The 17,917-nt window shown below is 40.0% G+C and carries 17 protein-coding genes; all 17 read right to left on the minus strand.

Features of this window, described 5'->3' with window-relative positions:
* Positions 1–214: 214 nt before the first annotated feature.
* Entirely contained in the window at positions 215–679 is a 465-nt protein-coding gene (locus tag QWZ08_RS20120) for a hypothetical protein (RefSeq protein WP_290339338.1), read from the minus strand.
* Between the two features lie 184 nt (positions 680–863).
* The gene (gene rseP, locus QWZ08_RS20125; RefSeq protein WP_290339339.1) at positions 864–2,216 is read right to left on the minus strand and encodes an RIP metalloprotease RseP; all 1,353 of its coding nucleotides are present in this window, start codon (positions 2,214–2,216) and stop codon (positions 864–866) included.
* Positions 2,217–2,335: 119 nt separating this feature from the next.
* On the minus strand, positions 2,336–3,505 hold the full coding sequence (locus QWZ08_RS20130; RefSeq protein WP_290339340.1) for a 1-deoxy-D-xylulose-5-phosphate reductoisomerase: 1,170 nt from the start codon (positions 3,503–3,505) through the stop codon (positions 2,336–2,338).
* Between the two features lie 292 nt (positions 3,506–3,797).
* On the minus strand, positions 3,798–5,708 hold the full coding sequence (locus QWZ08_RS20135) for a DUF294 nucleotidyltransferase-like domain-containing protein (RefSeq protein ID WP_290339341.1): 1,911 nt from the start codon (positions 5,706–5,708) through the stop codon (positions 3,798–3,800).
* The gene (locus tag QWZ08_RS20140; protein ID WP_290339342.1) at positions 5,701–6,396 is read right to left on the minus strand and encodes a 3'-5' exonuclease; all 696 of its coding nucleotides are present in this window, start codon (positions 6,394–6,396) and stop codon (positions 5,701–5,703) included. Before QWZ08_RS20140 ends, QWZ08_RS20135 begins: the two co-directional genes overlap by 8 nt.
* A 94-nt stretch (positions 6,397–6,490) precedes the next feature.
* Entirely contained in the window at positions 6,491–7,822 is a 1,332-nt protein-coding gene (gene argH / locus QWZ08_RS20145) for an argininosuccinate lyase (protein ID WP_290339343.1), read from the minus strand.
* Between the two features lie 19 nt (positions 7,823–7,841).
* The gene (locus tag QWZ08_RS20150) at positions 7,842–8,090 is read right to left on the minus strand and encodes a hypothetical protein (RefSeq protein ID WP_290339344.1); all 249 of its coding nucleotides are present in this window, start codon (positions 8,088–8,090) and stop codon (positions 7,842–7,844) included.
* Positions 8,084–8,374: a hypothetical protein gene (locus tag QWZ08_RS20155; RefSeq protein ID WP_290339345.1), complete on the minus strand. Its 291-nt coding sequence runs from the start codon at positions 8,372–8,374 to the stop codon at positions 8,084–8,086. Before QWZ08_RS20155 ends, QWZ08_RS20150 begins: the two co-directional genes overlap by 7 nt.
* Before the next feature lie 63 nt (positions 8,375–8,437).
* Positions 8,438–9,505, minus strand: coding sequence for a M20 family metallo-hydrolase (locus QWZ08_RS20160; protein ID WP_290339346.1), 1,068 nt, complete (start codon positions 9,503–9,505; stop codon positions 8,438–8,440).
* On the minus strand, positions 9,502–10,290 hold the full coding sequence (gene argB / locus QWZ08_RS20165) for an acetylglutamate kinase (protein ID WP_290339347.1): 789 nt from the start codon (positions 10,288–10,290) through the stop codon (positions 9,502–9,504). Before argB ends, QWZ08_RS20160 begins: the two co-directional genes overlap by 4 nt.
* On the minus strand, positions 10,290–11,243 hold the full coding sequence (locus QWZ08_RS20170) for an N-acetylornithine carbamoyltransferase (RefSeq protein ID WP_290339348.1): 954 nt from the start codon (positions 11,241–11,243) through the stop codon (positions 10,290–10,292). Before QWZ08_RS20170 ends, argB begins: the two co-directional genes overlap by 1 nt.
* 80 nt (positions 11,244–11,323) lie before the next feature.
* The gene (locus QWZ08_RS20175) at positions 11,324–11,731 is read right to left on the minus strand and encodes a four helix bundle protein (protein WP_290339349.1); all 408 of its coding nucleotides are present in this window, start codon (positions 11,729–11,731) and stop codon (positions 11,324–11,326) included.
* A gap of 30 nt (positions 11,732–11,761) precedes the next feature.
* Positions 11,762–12,895 carry an aspartate aminotransferase family protein gene (locus QWZ08_RS20180; protein ID WP_290339351.1) on the minus strand — a complete coding sequence of 378 codons (1,134 nt, stop codon included), beginning with the start codon at positions 12,893–12,895 and terminating at the stop codon, positions 11,762–11,764.
* A gap of 193 nt (positions 12,896–13,088) precedes the next feature.
* Positions 13,089–14,072, minus strand: a complete 984-nt coding sequence (gene argC / locus QWZ08_RS20185) for an N-acetyl-gamma-glutamyl-phosphate reductase (protein WP_290339352.1) — start codon at positions 14,070–14,072, stop codon at positions 13,089–13,091.
* On the minus strand, positions 14,062–15,315 hold the full coding sequence (locus QWZ08_RS20190; RefSeq protein WP_290339353.1) for an argininosuccinate synthase: 1,254 nt from the start codon (positions 15,313–15,315) through the stop codon (positions 14,062–14,064). Before QWZ08_RS20190 ends, argC begins: the two co-directional genes overlap by 11 nt.
* Before the next feature lie 14 nt (positions 15,316–15,329).
* Positions 15,330–16,031, minus strand: coding sequence for a GNAT family N-acetyltransferase (locus QWZ08_RS20195; protein WP_290339354.1), 702 nt, complete (start codon positions 16,029–16,031; stop codon positions 15,330–15,332).
* Positions 16,032–16,364: 333 nt separating this feature from the next.
* A complete protein-coding gene (locus QWZ08_RS20200; protein ID WP_290339355.1) occupies positions 16,365–17,879 on the minus strand; it encodes a GH3 auxin-responsive promoter family protein in 1,515 nt (504 codons plus the stop codon).
* Positions 17,880–17,917: the final 38 nt, after the last annotated feature.

A 17,917-nucleotide genomic window follows, 5' to 3' on the forward strand; every position in this document is an offset into this window, starting at 1 on the left:
ACTTTGTACTAATTTTTTTCCACAACGCATCTACGATAAATTGAAGCCGAATTCGTGATTTTTGATGTCAGGATATTTTCCGCCATGAAGCTTTTGATTTCGCGGGTTAGCTAAATAAATGAATTTCTTCCCATTGCTAAAATTTCAGAAAATCCCAAAAATTACAGACCAAAAGAAATTAGACATCAAAAAATCAGCCATCAGATAGTCCTGTCTATTTCTTGCTAAACTGCACGTGTTCCCCTTCAGCCAATTCGGGACTGTCCACTTTTAGGGTGGTTGAGTTTACGGAAACAAAATTCCAGGTTTTGGTTAATAAATCCAAGGGCGCACTTGTGCCTAAATTTAATGCAATGGCAGATTTGGATGTAGAACCATAATAAGTAACTGCAGGTGTATAACTCCATGTGCCTTGTGTTTCCACGCCTTTACTGGTGGCAGTAACCGTACCATTGGCTGCAAAAACAAAAACATAGTCTGCAAATTTGGATGTTTTATCTTCTGTTCTTTGAACAAAGGAGCTCAGTATCCATGTACCAGAAGTTAACGCAGTGGTTAACGTTGCAGGTGTTACTGTGGTGGAAGTGGAGGTATCCGTCGGAGAGTATTTGGAACAGGCTGTTAAGAATAACATGGTCCCTATTAACAAGGTAGCCGGAGTGATGATAAACTTTTTCATGATCTGCTTTTTAAATGAAGAATGTATTTATCCTTTGTAACTGTGGCAATTAAATTGTAATCATCTTTTTAGAATATTTTGCCATTTTTTTACAAAAAAAAGAGAACATCAAAACGACGTTCTCTTTTATATAATTTTTATCTCCGTTCCGGAAAACTTATAACCTACAACCTATAACTCAAAACTACTTGCTTCGCCCCCAGCCAAACCAGTCGTTGCCATTTGCAAACAACATCAGCCCCAGCAACAGCACCATGCCCACTATTTGTGCATATTCTAAAAACTTTTCACTTGGCTTTCTACCGGTTATCATTTCGCCCAACGTGAACAATACATGTCCGCCATCCAAAGCGGGTATCGGCAATAAGTTCATAAATGCGAGTACAATTGACAGGAAGGCGGTAATGCTCCAGAAGCTTTGCCAATCCCACGGCGTAGGAAAAACAGAACCAATGGTTTTAAAGCCCCCCATGCCTTTGTAGGCGCCGGTTTTAGGGTTGGCCATTTTTTTAAACTGGTCAACATAACCACTTAGCTTTTCCCATGTTTTAGCAACACCAGCAGGAAATGATGCCAGCAGTGAATATTTTTTTTCGTCTATTTTCAGCAGTCCTAAACTATCCAGGTCATTAAAGGTCAGCCACGGCAATCCCATTTTACCATCTGCGTTTACACCGCTTCGCAATGCTAATTTCTGACCGTTTCTATCCACCTCAATTGTTACGCTGTCATTTTTCTTTTTCTCTACCAGTTTACCCATTTCATCAATAAAAGTGATTGGCACACCATCTACGGCAACCACTTTATCCATCCGCTGCAGGCCCGCTTTTTTTGCATTCATAGTGTCAAACATTTTATCAGATAAATCACCTACGATGGCATTTCTTCTAAAGTCGATAAAGCCTACGCCCTGCTTTTTCATTTCCACCAGCTGCCCTATTAAATCAACCGGCATCACTAGTGTTTTTTGCTGACCTTCATGTTCAACCGTTACATTGGCTGCGGTAATCATTTTGGCAGGCACGTCATCAAAATATTTTATTTCCTGCCCGTTAATAGCGATGATTTTATCTCCGTTATTAAGACCGTATTTCAGCAATAAACTATCCGCACAATAAATACCGCCTTTGAATGAATTGTTTACAATTTTTTGCTCGCCCCAAACGAATAATATCATAGCGTAAATAAAAAATGCAAGCAATACATTTACCGTTACTCCTCCCAACATAATGATCAGTCGCTGCCAGGCTGGTTTACTGCGAAACTCCCAGGGCTGTGGTGGTAATTTCATGGCTTCCTTGTCCATGCTTTCATCTACCATGCCACTGATTTTTACATAGCCACCCAGCGGCAGCCAGCCGATACCATATTCGGTGTCGCCAATTTTCTTTTTAACCAGTGAGAACCATGGATCGAAGAAAAGATAAAATTTTTCTACCCTGCATTTAAACCACCGGGCGGTGATGTAATGACCGAACTCGTGTAAAATAACCAGTATGGAAAGGGATAAAATTAGTTGTGCGGTTTTTGAACCCACGCTTACCCAGTTAATCGCTAATAGTGTCATATTGCCCCCGTGCACACTGCATCGGGAAGTTATTTAAGTGTATAAAATTGGTGATTGTAAAAGGCTGTGTTGTGAACGCATTCCAGGTTTTACATCTTTATCAAAGACGCCGCAAAATTACGGGCTTCGCCATCACTTTCAAAATATTGTTCAAGTGTGGGAGTTTGTATAAAATGTACTTTTTCCATGGCTTGTTCCACAACAGCCGTTATGTCCAAAAAGCCGATAAGGTTGCGCAGAAAGGCCCACACGGCTATTTCGTTGGCTGCGTTTAATATGCAGGGCATGTTACCACCTTTAAAAAGTGCTTCTGTCGCCAGGGATAAATTTCTGAAAGTCTTAACATCCGGCTCTTCAAAATTCAGCGTACTAAACTTCTTAAAATCCAGTCTTGGAAAATCGTTGGCAATGCGCTGTGGAAAAGTCATGGCATATTGAATGGGCAACTTCATATCGGGCAATCCCATCTGCGCCTTGATACTGCCATCTTCAAACTGTACCATGCTATGGATGATACTTTGCGGATGCACCACCACCTGGATTTGTTCGGGTTGCAGGTTAAACAGCCATTTAGCTTCTATCATCTCCAGCCCTTTGTTCATCAGTGTTGCCGAGTCGATGCTGATTTTAGCACCCATCGCCCAGTTGGGATGTTGCAGGGCATGATGCCTTTTTACATTTACTAAAAAATTCGGTTTCTTACCTAGAAAAGGTCCGCCACTTGCAGTTAAAATTATCTTTTCAATTTTGTTTCTTCCTTCACCAACCAGGCATTGAAAAATAGCAGAATGTTCACTATCGACCGGAATTACAGGCGCCCTGTTTTCCATTGCTTTTTGCATTACAATTTCACCCGCTACTACTAAGGTTTCCTTGTTTGCCAGCCCAACAGCTTTGCCTTTTGATACGGCTTTTAAGGTGGGTTTTAAACCTGCAAAGCCTACAATACCCGCCAGCATCATATCATACGTATCAAAATCAGCCACTTCCTCCAATGCGCCTACACCGGAAAAAACTTTTGTATTTTCTGAAGCCAGCGCATCTTTTACCTTCTGGTATTTAGATTCATCGCCGATTACCACGGCATTCGGTTTAAATTCAAGCGCCTGCTTTATTAGCAGCTCGTCATTTGTTTGGGCAGTTAAAATTTCCGCCTCAAATATCAGGGGATTGGCACGAATTACTTCGAGGGCCTGGGTGCCGATGGAACCGGTGGAGCCAAAAAGTGCAATTCGTTTTTTTTGAATGGCATCTGCCATAATTTAATTTTTTTATGCCTGAGAAAATTGGAAAATAATATAACGGTTTTTATCAATGGATTATTTGATTTGGCAAATTACATCTTTAAATCTTTAAATGCATCAGTGTTGTATTTTATATATATCTAAGTGTGTTACAGGATTTATTTGCAAATAAATTCAGGTAACAATAGTCAAATTATAACGTAATCACCTTCATTTCAGATCAGAAAAAAGTTCTAATCTGCAAAGGCGGACAACTTGCAAGAATGATGCTATAAATTAAAAATGAGCCAATTTTTTTTGTACGGTACTACCCTAACAAATTACCGGTAAACTGCATACGGATACGCAACTGAAAATTTTCAATGGTTTTGAAAATTTCCTTCAAAGTAAGCTGGTCTATTTTTGATAATTGTTGAGGCATAATGTAATTATCCGGTGGCAGGTGATCGTGGATAATATGCTGTGACTGTGTTTTAAGCCGGAGTCCCATTAAGTAATAGTATGACTGTAGCAGCTCTGTTACTTCACTTTCAGTGAACACCTGTTTGTCTTTTAATGCCTTTAATCTTTCACCGGTGTTGGGTTCAAAGATGCGGTTTTTCAATGCGTATACCCTTACCAGGTCAACGATGGGCGTCATGGCTTTTTTAATATCAAATACTTCTTTTTTATCTACTTTAAATGTTCGGATACTTTTGAAGAAAGGCGTAAGAGGCGGCTCGTACTGCAGTGCATTCTTCGCCATAAAATGAAACAGCCTGTCCATAGGATTCTGCAACTGTTCATCCAGAAAAGCTTCCAGCTCTTTCATGATATGTTCATCTCCGTAAATGTAACGGCAATCAAAAAAAGTTGCTATCTGCATTACTGTTTCGGGTAAACTTTCATTCATCCAGGCCACGTAATTATTTTTCCAGTGCGATAAGGAGTGCGTCCATTTTGGGTTCTGGGCCATATAACCGCCGGTACAATAGCTAAACCCAATCGTATTTAAATGCCCGGAAACCATCGTTGCAAATTCCAGGAAATATTCCCTTACCTCTTCCCTGTGTTCATTGGCTTTGTCTTCATAAATAATGGCATTGTCCTGGTCTGTTTTCAACGTTTGTTCTTTACGGCCTTCGCTGCCCAGCACCATAAAAACAAATTTTGCCGGTGCGGGGCCCATTTGTCTGGTGACCGTTTCAATCACTTTGATAGCAATTGTATCCGATACTGTTGTGATGACCTGATTAACAATCGCTGCATGCACGCCGCGTTCGAGCAACTGGGTCACCAGCCGCGGAACCGCTTCCCACTTGCGTTTCAGCTCATCTATTGATAAAGCCTGCTTTACCGATTGAATGAACACGAGTGGCGACTGGCCTTGTTCGCTCATCAATTTATTACGACTGATAAACCCAATGTATTCGCCATTTTTTTCAACCAGCAGGTAACGCTTTTTTGTGCGGAACATATTCAGCACGGCTTCATAAACAAAAGCATGCACATTAATGGAAGCCACCGGACTATCCATAATACTGCTGACGGGGCTTTCGAAACTGGCTTGTTTGGCAACCACATTATCCCTGATGGTAATATCCGTTACAAAGCCAATTATTTTGCTTTGTTCATCTTTTACAAACAGGCAACTTATTTTTTGCTGGCCCATCACAATGGCCGCCTGGTACACCGGCGTATCTGCCCGGCACCATATAATTTCCCTGTACTCTATGCTCTCAATGCGAAGCGAATACAATTGTTCTGATGAGATAAAACTCTTTTCGAAGTTGGTAGGGTTTTTATAAAAATGCGCAAACTCTTCGTTGAGCATTCTTTTGCCGAATGAATCCGTAAAATGCTGGTAAAAAGCTTCATGCTCCCGGCACAACGCGTTGAAAGCCTTCCTGGGCAAGGTATACACCACCGTGTCCTTCTTTACAATAACAGTAGTTAATGATTTTCGTCCGTTCAATAGTTCTGAAATACCACCAAAGCAATCGCCCGGTTTAAATATTTCTACCAGTCTTTTATTGTGGCTGCTGTCATAAAAAAAAGTTTCATATTCGCCGGCTGCTATAATATCAACCCCTTTTAATCGTGTAGTTTCCTGGTGATAGATGGTGGCGTCTTTAGGATAGTGCACTTCGCCCAATAACCCCGCAGTATGCTCAAGTACGTCTTGCGGCAATAAATTAAAAGGCACTACTGTTTTAAGAAAACTAATCCGGTTATCCATAATGACTGGCTATTAAAAAGGCACTTATTAAAAGAAACAGTACAGCAATTAACCAAACCGATTTTTTCCGATTTTTTTCATCCTGTTTAAACTGAATAGGTGGTTGTGTAAAGCTGCAAATTTCTTTTCTTTTTACCAGTTCAAAAAAACATTCTGCTGTTGCAGTAGCATCTACCATTGCATTGTGCTGACTTAACAATGGGTGCTTAAAAAGTAATTCGTATAAATTGCCCAGGCGTAAAAATTTGCTATCAGGGTTTTGCTGCAAATGCTGGGTAGCTTTCATGATGCAAAAAGTGCTTAATTTCTCCAGAGGATTTTCCAAGGCTTCCCTGAAATAATCAGCGCCAATGACCCGGTAATCAAGCTCTGTAAAGTGTCCAACAACCATAGGTTCGTATTGTTGCAGATCTTTTGAAAGTAGTAGCAATAAATCTTTGCGGGGCATACCCGATTGTTGCAGAAACTGTTTGGTGAGGCCGTGAATATTTAATGCCCCGGGCGAGATGTCAAAATCATTGTTATTGATGTAGTGATTTTCTTCTTTAATCTTTTCGCCAGCCTTTGTAAATATCAGCCAGGAGATTTGTACAGCATGCGGCCAGTTATTGGGAACACTGTAAGGAAGAGTCCATTTTTTTGGTAAGCCGGAAGTTTCTGTATCAATAAATAAAAGATAGTCTTTCACCGGCAAAGCGATAATTTTTGCAAAGATATTATTCCTTGCGATACCGATTACCGTATGAACAAAAGAAGGCTGTTTATTTTATGGGAAGCGTATATCAGGCAAGCAGTTCGTCAATAGCCTCATGCACTTTGCTGAAATTGAATTTTGTGATCACCTGGTCCATCATCTGCTGAATTTGTTGGTTGCATAAATTGCCGATCGAACCTTCGTGTGTATGAGCTGTTACGGGAGTATAATTAAAATTGCCGGCCTCAATATCAAGCCCCACTTTTTTATAGGCATCCCTGAAAGGTGTACCCTGCAGCACCAGTTTATTTACTTCTTCCACACTAAAGAGGTACTTGTATTTTTCATCCTGTAAAAGATTCCGCTTTACTTCAACATTGCTCAGCATCAGCCCGGCCATCCGCAGGCAGTTTTGCAGATTTTCAAACGCAGGAATGATGTGTTCTTTCAGTAATTGTAAATCACGCTGATAACCGGAAGGTAGATTAGTTGTCATCAACATAATCTCATTTGGCAAAGCCTGTATGCGGTTGCAATGCGAACGAATCAATTCAAACACGTCCGGATTTTTTTTATGCGGCATGATACTGCTGCCGGTAGTTAATTCATCCGGGAAACTGATGAAGGCAAAATTTTGATTGAGGTATAAACAGGCGTCCATGCTGAGTTTGGAAAGACTTGCAGCAATATTGGCCAATGCAGATGCTACAATGCGTTCCGTTTTACCGCGACCCATCTGAGCATATACTACATTGTAATTTAAATTTTCAAATCCAAGTAACTGCGTAGTCATGGTGCGGTTGATGGGAAAAGAAGAACCATACCCTGCGGCTGAACCTAGCGGATTTTTGTTGACGATTTTATAAGCTGCTTCCAGCGTAAGCAAATCATCTGTTAAACTCTCTGCGTAAGCACCAAACCATAAACCGAAAGAGGAAGGCATAGCGAGTTGCAAATGCGTATAACCGGGTAGCAAATCGTCTTTATATTTTTCGCTCTGCGTAATCAGCAGATCAAAAAATTCTTTTGTGCTGTACACCAGCTTTTCAATTTCACTGCGCAGAAATAATTTTAAGTCCACCAATACCTGGTCGTTGCGGCTGCGGGCGCTATGGATTTTTTTACCAATATCGCCCAGTTTTTGGGTGAGCATCAGTTCCACCTGGCTGTGAATGTCCTCTACCCCATCGTCTAATTTAAAACCTCCTTTAGTTATTTGGGCATAAATTTCTTTTAACGCCACTTCTAACACTACCAACTCATCTTTCGTTAGTAAACCAACCGACTCCAGCATTTTTGTATGTGCCAGCGAACCCAGCACATCAAAAGGTGCTAGGTAAATATCAAGGTCACGGTCATTGCCTACCGTAAATTTTTCCACTTCCTTTAAGGATGCTTTATCTTTTTGCCAGAGTTTCAATTAGTTTGTTTTTGTTGTATTAGTCAAAATATTGATTGTATAAAAAACAAAGAATATGAAGTGTAGAATCTTTAACCTTCATACCAATTCTACTTTCATCTATATACAATTTGTAATAATTTTTAGCAGATGTGCTATGGATGTTTTTTACGTCTGTCGGTGAATCAACAACCTTTAATTGCTGATAAGCAACCCTGAACTTTTGTTGAAAGGAAGATGGGCATTTTTGAAGTTGTTCTATAAAAAACTCTTCAACGTATATCACCATTTCATTCTTTTTTCAAATTCATCAGAAGAAATAAAATTCCCCTTTTTAATTTCCTTCATTTTCAAAACGTCTATATAATCTTCTACTTCCTTATTTTGGATAATGGATAATAGCTTTAATACTTCTGTTGTCGTCCAGTTGCCTTTCTGCTTCTTAACTGAAAAATTTGCTGGCTTTAATCCGATTTTTTGTGATAAGTAATCATTCCTGAATCCACTTATTTCGATCAATTGCCCCATATTGCTTACCAGCATCTGATAATTCAATACAATTCTTTCCAACATAATAAATAGATTTTAAATTAAAATTTTTGTTTTATAATTTAAAATTAAGAAATTAAAATTAATTTATAAAATTTGTTCAATCAATTGTATGTACGTTTCAATACCATTCTGAATTTCTGCCAGGTAAATAAATTCATCTGCAGTGTGACTTCTGGCGCTGTCACCCGGCCCCATTTTTAAAGTCGGGAATGGCATCAACGCTTTATCAGATGTAGTTGGGGAACCATAATATCCTTTCCCCAATTTAATACCCGCCAATACCAATGGATGATCCAATGGAATGGAAGTTGATTTCATTCTCGTTGTACGGGGTTTAAACTGGCTTTTTAAGTTTGCCTTTAATGCATCCAGTATTTCATCAAAAGTGTACAATTCATTCACCCGTACATCAATCACAAATTTACATTGGGCCGGTACAACATTGTGTTGTTTGTTGTCTGTATCAATAACGGTCACGGTTAGCCGCGATTCGCCCAGCAGGCTGCTCACTTTATCAAACTTATAATTTCTTATCCAGTTAATATCGTCGACTGCTTTATACAAGGCATTCTCTCCTTCAGCACGGGCCGCATGGCCTGCACGGCCAATAGCAAGACAATCAATTACCATCAGGCCTCTTTCGGCAACCGCCATTTCCAGTTTTGTAGGTTCGCCCACAATACCAAAATTGATATTACCCAGGTAAGGCAATACCAGTTCTATACCATTTACCCCGCTGATTTCCTCTTCGGCACTTGCCGCAAATACCACGTTATGCGTGGTATCCGGCTGGTTGTGAAAATGTAAAAAAGTGGCCATTAGCGACACCAGGCAACCGCCGGCATCGTTACTGCCCAAACCAAATAATTTACCGTCTTTTTCAACCGGAGTAAAAGGGTCCATTGTGTATCCTTTATTCGGCAATACGGTATCATGGTGAGAATTTAACAGGATGGAAGGTTTGTTAACATCATAATGCCTGTTTTTTGCATAGATATTATTACCCACCCTGGCGAAAGGAACATCATGCTTTTTAAAAAAAGCACAGATAATTTCTGCGGTATCATTTTCTTCTTTTGAAAAAGACGGAGTCGCAATCAATTGCTTTAGCAACCCCACCGCTTCGTTGTATAGTTCGGTTGTTGTCATCATTTTATTAAAGTTCCTTTTGTATCGGGTGTAATATTTTGCAATAAATCATTTGCATGGCCAATCAATACTTCCTTTACGCCACTGTTGATGGCTGCAAATGCATTGTCAATTTTTGGCAATATGCCGTCGAATAATTTTTTGTCTTCCAGCAGTTGCTGGTATTTTTCTTTGGTGATTAAGGTAATCACTGAATGATCATCGGCTACATTTTCCAGCACCCCATTTTTTTCAAAACAATAAATCAGCCTTACATCATAACTGGCTGATAAAGCAACTGCAAGTGATGACGCAACCGTATCCGCATTGATATTCAACATTTGCCCTTTTCCATCGTGTGTTAATGGCGCAATAACCAGTGTAAAACTATTGCCAAGCAATACTTTCAGATTTTTTACACCGATTTTTTCTTTAACTACATCCCCAACAAATCCATAATCAATATCTTTTACAGGCCGCTTTACCGCGGGGATGATATTGGCATCAGCACCTGTTAAGCCAATCGCATCGCATTGCATTGATTGCAATTGAGCCACTATTTTTTTATTCACCAAGCCGCCATACACCATCGTAACAACATCAATGGTAGCTTCATCTGTAATCCTTCTGCCATTTACATAATTGGATGCAATGCCTAACTGCTCTCCAATTTTTGTAGCAATTTTTCCGCCGCCATGCACCAATATTTTCTTTGCTTTGATGGAGGCAAAATTTTGCAGGAATGCAGCGAGATTTTTCTCGTCATCGATTACATTACCTCCTATTTTTATAACAAAAAGCTGTTCCATTAAAGTCCGCTTAATATTTCTGAAATTACCGCCTGCGCTGCCCAAACCCTGTTACCAGCTTGCTTTGTAACCAGGCTGTTTGCGCTGTCTAATATTTCATCGCTCAATTCTACATTGCGGCGAACTGGTAAGCAATGCATCACTTTTGCATTATTGGTCAGTTTTATTTTATCTTCTGTCAGCATCCATGCTGGGTCATTGCTGTAAATTTTTCCATAGTCATTGTAAGTACTCCAATTTTTTACATACACAAAGTCCGCATCTTTCAATGCGTCATTTTGGTTGGTATTAATAGTTGCCCCTTTTGTATACTGCTCACTTAATTCATAATGTTCCGGATGTGTAATTACAAAATCAGCTTCGCCCCAGGAATTTACCCATTGGGCAAATGAATTGGCAACACATTGCGGCAAAGGCTTTACATGTGGCGCCCAGGTTAATACAATCTTGGGTTTATGTGATGCAGCAAATGTTTCTTTTATGGTAAGAATATCTGTAAGTGATTGCAATGGATGTAGCGTGGCACTTTCCAAACTAATAATGGGCACGCCGGCATACTGCACAAATGAATTCATCACCAGTTCGCTGTAATCATCTTCCCTGTTTTTTAAAGAAGGAAATGTGCGGATGCATAAAATATCAAAGTACTGGCCGAGGATTGGTGCCGCATCTTTTACATGCTCTACTGTGTTACCACTCATGATAGCACCTTCTTCAAATTCCAGTGCCCAGCCTTCTTTATCTACGTTAAAAACAATGGCTTCCATACCCAGGTTTTTAGCGGCTACCTGTGTGCTTAAACGGGTACGCAGACTTGGGTTTAAAAACAACAAGCCAATGCGTTTGTCTGCACCCAAGGTTCTGTCTGCAAATGGATTTTGTTTATAAGCCAATGCCTTTGCAACAAGCGCATTGATATCCGGTACATCGTTTACAGAAATAAAATTTTTCATTCTTAAAGCTGAAAGCTGAAGGCGAAAAGCTGAAAGCAAAGAGCTTTAAGCTAATAGCAAACAGTATGGTTAATTAATAGCTATTTCCTTATTGATTTTATTAAATTTATAAGCATTGCCTTAACAGAATTTACTTTGCTATTTGACAATTGGTAAATTTCGTTATTAATATATTGCAAATCAAAAGCAAGCAGTAAACAATATTCGGTTTCCTGAGCCGAACCTAAAGAAATATCAAGGAAATGCACAAAGTCCTTGTCAGTACTACGGCCACATCCTTCTACAATATTTAAGGGAATTGAATAAGTCGCCCTTTTTAATTGAGATAGAAGATCATACTTCTCGTTTATTGGAAAAGATGCCAAAACTTCTTTGTAAATAAACAAAACAAGCTCGTGCGATTTAACCCAAACGTCATATTTTTTATAATCTCTCATCTTATTTAAAAAAGATAGCTTAGAGCCTGTGCCGATTTGTCGACTGACCATTCTTTAAACACTGCATTTAGCTTTTAGCTTTCAGCCTTGGGCCTTAAGCTCATCCTTAAACGCTTCTAAAAAAATATCAGCCTCCACCTTCCTAATATTCAATGCAGGCAATAACCTGATCACATAAGGCTTCGCTTCACCGGTAAATATTTTGTGTTTGAACAACAGGTTCTTTTTCACGTCTTTTAATTCTTCGGGTAATTCTATCCCAATCATTAACCCACGGCCTCTTACTTCTTTTATTTTCGGTAGTTTTTTTAATTCAGTAATCAGGTAATCTCCAACTGTTTCAGCATTTGTCATTAACGCATCTTTTTCCATTACTTCCAGCACGGCCAGTGCTGCTGCGCAGGCTAAATGATTGCCGCCAAAAGTAGTACCCAGCATAAAATACTTTGCATGGATTTTTGGGGCTATAGAAATTCCAGCCACCGGAAAACCATTACCCATGCCTTTTGCCATTGTGTATATATCGGCGTTTACGCCACTGTGGTCGTGACTGTAAAACTTGCCTGTTCTACCATAACCACATTGCACTGAGTCGGCAATATAGACTGCATTATAATTATCACATAGACTTCTTATTTTTTGAAGAAAACTATCCGACGCTACGTTGATTCCCCCCACACCCTGGATGCCTTCTATGATCACAGCACAAATTTCATCCTGCTTGAAAGCTTCTTCCAGTGCGGCTTCATCATTAAAGGGAAGAAAGATAACATTATCAGTTTGGTTTACCGGCGCTACGATGGATGGGTTATCGGTAACCGCAACAGCCAAAGATGTTCTGCCATGAAATGCTTTTTTGAAAGCGATTATTTTTTTTCTACCGTTGTAAAACGAAGCCAGCTTTAACGCGTTTTCGTTTGCTTCGGCACCTGAATTACAGAGAAATAACTGGTAGTCTTCCTTGCCGGAAACTTGGCCTAATTTCTTTGCCAGTTCTACCTGCAGAGGAATTTTTATGGAGTTGGAATAGAAGCCAACTTTATGTAACTGGTCTTCTAAACGCTGCACATAATGCGGGTGTGTATGACCGATGGAGATAACCGCATGGCCACCATAAAGGTCTAAATATTTTTGATCTTTATCGTCCCAAACATAAGAGCCTGCTGCTTTTACAATGGTGATGTCGTTGAGGGGATATACGTCGAATAGATTCATTGTCTTTGTTGAAGTTTAAGAATTAAAAATTAAAAACACATCGTTCTGCCTAAAAGTATTTACGGGCAGTGTTATCGTCGGACACAAAGCGTATCCGCAGCTAAATAAACCGCACATTGAATTAGTGCTACCGAAATCTTTAATTCTGTACAACTATGCATAATTAATTTATAATCTATAACCTGCAACGTCACTAAAACCACGCGGCTTTCAATTTCAAGCCAGCGGTTTCTTCCAGGCCAAACAACAAATTCATATTTTGTACAGCATGGCCACTGGCGCCTTTTAGCAAATTATCAATGGCTGAATGAACCACTAGTTTAGTACCCACTTTTTCAAGCTGAATAACACACTTATTGGTATTGACAACCTGTTTTAAAAATACAGGAGCTTTGCTGATGGCAACAAAGGGGTGCGTTGCATAAAAACCTTCAAACAAAATGTTTAATTCTTCAATGCTCAAATCGCATTTTAAAGTGGAGCTTATAAAAATACCTCTCGTAAAATCTCCCCGCCATGGAACAAAACTAATATCAATATCGTCATTCTTCTGCAGTTGTAACAAAGATTGTCCAATCTCGCCAAGGTGCTGATGCTCCAGCGTTTTATAAGCCTGGATATTATTTGCCCGCCAGCTGAAATGCGATGTAGCGCTTAATGCCTGTCCCGCGCCTGTTGATCCGGTAATGCCGGTCGTATAAACTTCATTTAATAAACCAGCGTTCGCGAGAGGTAATAAACCCAGCTGAATAGCTGTTGCAAAACAGCCGGGATTGGCAATGTTTTTTGCCGTGCGGATAGCTTCCCTGTTTAATTCAGGCAGACCGTAAACAAAGCTGCGGTTACCAATGATGGATTTATTACTTAGCCTGAAATCCTGGCTGAGGTCAATTATTTTGATGTGATCTGCAATGGTATTTTCTGATAAAAATTTTTTGGCGTCACCGTGACCAACACATAAAAAAAGCACGTCAATATTATCGCTCAAATCAGCGCTGAAGGTTAAATCGGTTTCGCCAATCAGGTCTGCGTGCACTTTACTGACGGGGTTGCCGGCATTGCTGCTGCTGTTTATAAAAGCAATATCAACCTGCGGATGATTGATCAGCAAACGAAGCAGCTCGCCGCCTGTGTAACCTGCACCACCAACAATGCCAACTTTTATTTTACTGGCCATTGTTGGCTTCTTTTACTTTGTGATAAATAGAAGTCTGGTTACAGAAAATTTTGCTGAATCCTCTTACATCTTCACCTGTAAAGCCGGTATTCATTTCACCATACTTACCAAACTTATCGCTCATTAAATCATTGGCAGATTCAATCCCAATTACCTGGAAACGGTAAGGATTTAATTGTACAAAAACATCCCCTGTAACCGTTTGCTGGCTGCTTTCAAAAAAGGCCTCAATATCTCTCATCACCGGGTCCATAATCTGTCCCTCGTGCAACCAGTTGCCATAAAATAATGCCAGCTGATCTTTCCAGTTTAACTGCCATTTGGTAAGCACATGTTTTTCTAATGCATGGTGTGCCTTTAGTATAATCATTGGAGCGGCTGCTTCAAAACCAACACGTCCTTTAATGCCGATGATGGTATCACCAACATGTATATCGCGGCCAATACCATAAGCGCCCGCAATGCTTTGCAGGTATTGAATGGCTTCTGTCGGGTGATCAAAGCTTTTATCGTTAACGCTTTTTAATTCTCCTTTTACAAAACCCAATTTCACTTCTTCGGTACCTGTTTTTGTTACCTGTGTTGGCCAGGCTTCTTCGGGTAAAACGCCTTTGCTTTTTAATGTTTCCACACCCCCTACACTCGTCCCCCACAAACCTTTATTGATGGAATACACCGCTTTGGCGAAATTCATTTCTACGCCCTTTTCTTTCAGGTAAGTAATCTCCTGCTCGCGGCTTAACTTTAAATCTCTTATCGGGGTAATGATTTCAACTCCGGGAATCAGGATATGAAAAATCATATCAAAACGAACCTGGTCGTTACCTGCACCCGTGCTGCCGTGTGCGACACCATCTGCATCCAATGCTTTGGCGTGGGCGGCTATATGCAAGGCCTGGCTTAATCTTTCAGCACTTACGCTCAACGGATAGGTGTTATTTTTTAAGCAATTGCCAAACACTAAAAATTTAATAATGGTATCGTAATAATCTTTTACTGCATCAACTGTAGTATGCGTTGTAACGCCCAACGTGTAGGCATGCTGTTCGATCGTCTTTAATTCTTCCGGTGTAAAACCACCGGTGTTTACAATTACCGAATGTACCTCGTACCCTTTATCAATGGTTAAATATTTTACGCAAAAAGAAGTATCTAATCCGCCACTAAAGCCGAGTACAATTTTACGTTTTTGTGCCGTTCCGGCCGTGGCCACATTTTTTAAATCCGTTGCTGCTTGATCCATTATTTAAAATTTATTTATAACAAATTAAAATACTTCAATAAAGATTTTGGCAAACTGCCGCCGCCATCTTTTTTCTTTAACAGCTTCAACAAACGGCTTTGCTTTACATGCATAAAACGCTCGTATAATTTTGAGTGCTGTTTAAAATCTTCTTTTGTTTCTTCAGGTTCATAATGATCTGCAGGATCGTACAGCATCGCCGTACACATACAGTTTTTGCGCTCCTTGCTCATCAAAATATCGTAGTTCACACAGCTTTTACAGCCTGCCCAAAACTCTTCGTCATCTGTCAGTTCAGAATATGTTACCGGTTCATATCCCAGGTCGCTGTTGATTTTCATCACGGCAAGGCCGGTGGTTAAACCAAATATTTTTGAAGTGGGATATTTCTCTTTACTCAAATCAAATATCCTGCGCTTGATTTGTTTTGCAACGCCGCTTTTTCTAAACGCTGGTGCAACTATTAAACCGCTGTTGGCAACAAACTGATCGTGACCCCACGCCTCGATGTAACAGAAGCCAACCCATTCGCCGTCGGTGGTTACGGCTATTACAGCCTTGCCTTCATTGATCTTTTTTTCGATGTATTCAGGAGAACGTTTGGCTATGCCCGTACCACGGGCCTTTGCAGAAGATTCCATTTCGCTGGTAATAGTGGTAGCATAATGGCTGTCGCTTGAAGTGGCAACCCTAACTATGATGTTATTCGTTTCCAATTGTATAAAATTGAACTGTTGTGTAAATAAGAATTTGTAAGAACCTGTTTTTTGGAGATTTTTTCACTGACAGGGGCAGGTTTCAAGTGCTCGGCCTATCAGCATCCAGGACTACGTCGGGGGCATGTAACCAATGCATTCATCGCTGAAAAAATAATTTCAGCCGCCTGGTTGTGAGTATTATATGGTCTGTTTTGCTTCACTTGTTGATTTTGTTATTCAGCAGATGCAAATGTATAACATTTTATAAATCAAATGTGCTAAAATTTACAAAACTTTTATTGGCGTTGTTGTTAACCAAAGCTTTAGTTTCCGCATTGGCATTGAGCGTCATCAGGCAAAAGCAATCCTGTTGTTTAATATAAACGGTTGCAACTCTTCCGCAATTTTACGGTCGTTGCTTAGCCTTGGCACTTTATTTTGTCCACCCAGCTTACCAACGCTTTTCATATAGTCGATAAAACCATTCTTTTTTACAGGTGCTATTTTTAATTGCTGTAAAATATTACCGGCAATTAAATCATCGTAATACACATTTTTTGTGCGTAAGTTGTCATCTATTTTCCGGGCAAATGCATTTAAATCAGTTGGTGCATTTTCAAATTCTATAAACCATTCATGATAACTTTTACCGCCATTGGCTGATATCATCGGAGCTACAGTAAATTCTGTTATATGGATGTTTTCTTCATTGGCGGCTTTCATTAACGCTGCTTCTACTTCTTCGCCAATTACATGTTCGCCAAACGCAGAAATAAAATGTTTGGTTCTGCCGGTCACCAATATGCGGTAAGGATTAGTAGAGACAAACTTAATGGTATCGCCAATATTGTATGCCCACAAACCGGCATTGTTACTGATAACAAGTGCATAGTTCTCGCCCACTTTCACATCTTTCAATGTAAGCCTGGTGGGGTTTTCATTAAAGATTTCACCTGCAGGTACAAATTCAAAAAATATTCCACTGTCAGTGTTCAGCAACAATCCTTCTGCTTCCTGCGAATCCTGGAAAGCAAAAAAGCCTTCACTCGCAGGGTATAACTCTATGCAATCTATTTTGCGGCCAATGCTTTCGTTCAGCTTGGCTTTATAAGGTTCAAAGTTTACACCGCCCTGTACCATGACGCTAAAATTGGGGAACAGGTCGCCTATTTTTTTACCGCTTTTTTCCGCAAGCCTGTCAAAATACATTTGCATCCAAGGTGGTATGCCACTAATGAGCGTCATATTTTGTTCAATGGTTTCCTGCACAATTTTATCCAGCTTCGCCTCCCACTCTTCAATGCAGTTGGTTTCGTAATTGGGTAACTGGTTGGCACGTAAATATTTTGGTACATGATGATTTACAATACCACTTAATCTGCCTGTCGGGATGCCGCCAATGCGTTCCAGTTCAGGCGAACCACTTAAAAAAATCATTTTACCATCGGCAAATTTTGTATTGCCAGTTTCTGACATATACATCAGCAGTGCATTTCGGGCCGTGTTGATATGGTTGGGAATAGAATCTTTTGTTATGGGAATATATTTTATCCCGCTGGTGGTGCCACTGGTTTTGGCAAAATAGATGGGCTGCCCCTTCCACAAAATGTTGTGTTTGCCTTCTTTTATTTTTTCAATATAGGGCTTAAATTCTTCATAGTCCCTGATGGGAACCTGGCGGACAAAATCTTCGTGCGTTTTTATGTCGGCAAAGCCGTGTTCTTTTCCGAATACGGTTTTGGAGGCTGTTTTGACAAGGTCGTTAAAGATGGATTGCTGATCGTCTACAGCCGTTTCCATACTTTTTTTTATTTGCTTATTTATATAACCAGCAAATGGCTTTGCAAGAAAAGATTTTATTTTCATGATATCCTCAATCGTTAAAGCACAAACTTACACAGTTT

It is taken from the genome of Ferruginibacter paludis, assembly GCF_030409685.1.
In the GTDB taxonomy this organism is placed as follows: Bacteria; Bacteroidota; Bacteroidia; order Chitinophagales; family Chitinophagaceae; genus Ferruginibacter; species Ferruginibacter paludis.

Bases quoted from the DNA above. Each gene is read 5' to 3' on its own strand.
- QWZ08_RS20200 (WP_290339355.1), bottom strand. From the start codon at position 17,879: ATGAAAATAAAATCTTTTCTTGCAAAGCCATTTGCTGGTTATATAAAT.
- QWZ08_RS20180 (WP_290339351.1), bottom strand. From the start codon at position 12,895: ATGAATCTATTCGACGTATATCCCCTCAACGACATCACCATTGTAAAA.
- QWZ08_RS20160 (WP_290339346.1), bottom strand. From the start codon at position 9,505: ATGATGACAACAACCGAACTATACAACGAAGCGGTGGGGTTGCTAAAG.
- QWZ08_RS20170 (WP_290339348.1), bottom strand. From the start codon at position 11,243: ATGAAAAATTTTATTTCTGTAAACGATGTACCGGATATCAATGCGCTT.
- QWZ08_RS20190 (WP_290339353.1), bottom strand. From the start codon at position 15,315: ATGGATCAAGCAGCAACGGATTTAAAAAATGTGGCCACGGCCGGAACG.
- QWZ08_RS20130 (WP_290339340.1), bottom strand. From the start codon at position 3,505: ATGGCAGATGCCATTCAAAAAAAACGAATTGCACTTTTTGGCTCCACC.
- argC (WP_290339352.1), bottom strand. From the start codon at position 14,072: ATGGCCAGTAAAATAAAAGTTGGCATTGTTGGTGGTGCAGGTTACACA.
- QWZ08_RS20120 (WP_290339338.1), bottom strand. From the start codon at position 679: ATGAAAAAGTTTATCATCACTCCGGCTACCTTGTTAATAGGGACCATG.
- QWZ08_RS20155 (WP_290339345.1), bottom strand. From the start codon at position 8,374: ATGTTGGAAAGAATTGTATTGAATTATCAGATGCTGGTAAGCAATATG.
- argB (WP_290339347.1), bottom strand. From the start codon at position 10,290: ATGGAACAGCTTTTTGTTATAAAAATAGGAGGTAATGTAATCGATGAC.
- QWZ08_RS20150 (WP_290339344.1), bottom strand. From the start codon at position 8,090: ATGGTGATATACGTTGAAGAGTTTTTTATAGAACAACTTCAAAAATGC.
- QWZ08_RS20135 (WP_290339341.1), bottom strand. From the start codon at position 5,708: ATGGATAACCGGATTAGTTTTCTTAAAACAGTAGTGCCTTTTAATTTA.
- QWZ08_RS20175 (WP_290339349.1), bottom strand. From the start codon at position 11,731: ATGGTCAGTCGACAAATCGGCACAGGCTCTAAGCTATCTTTTTTAAAT.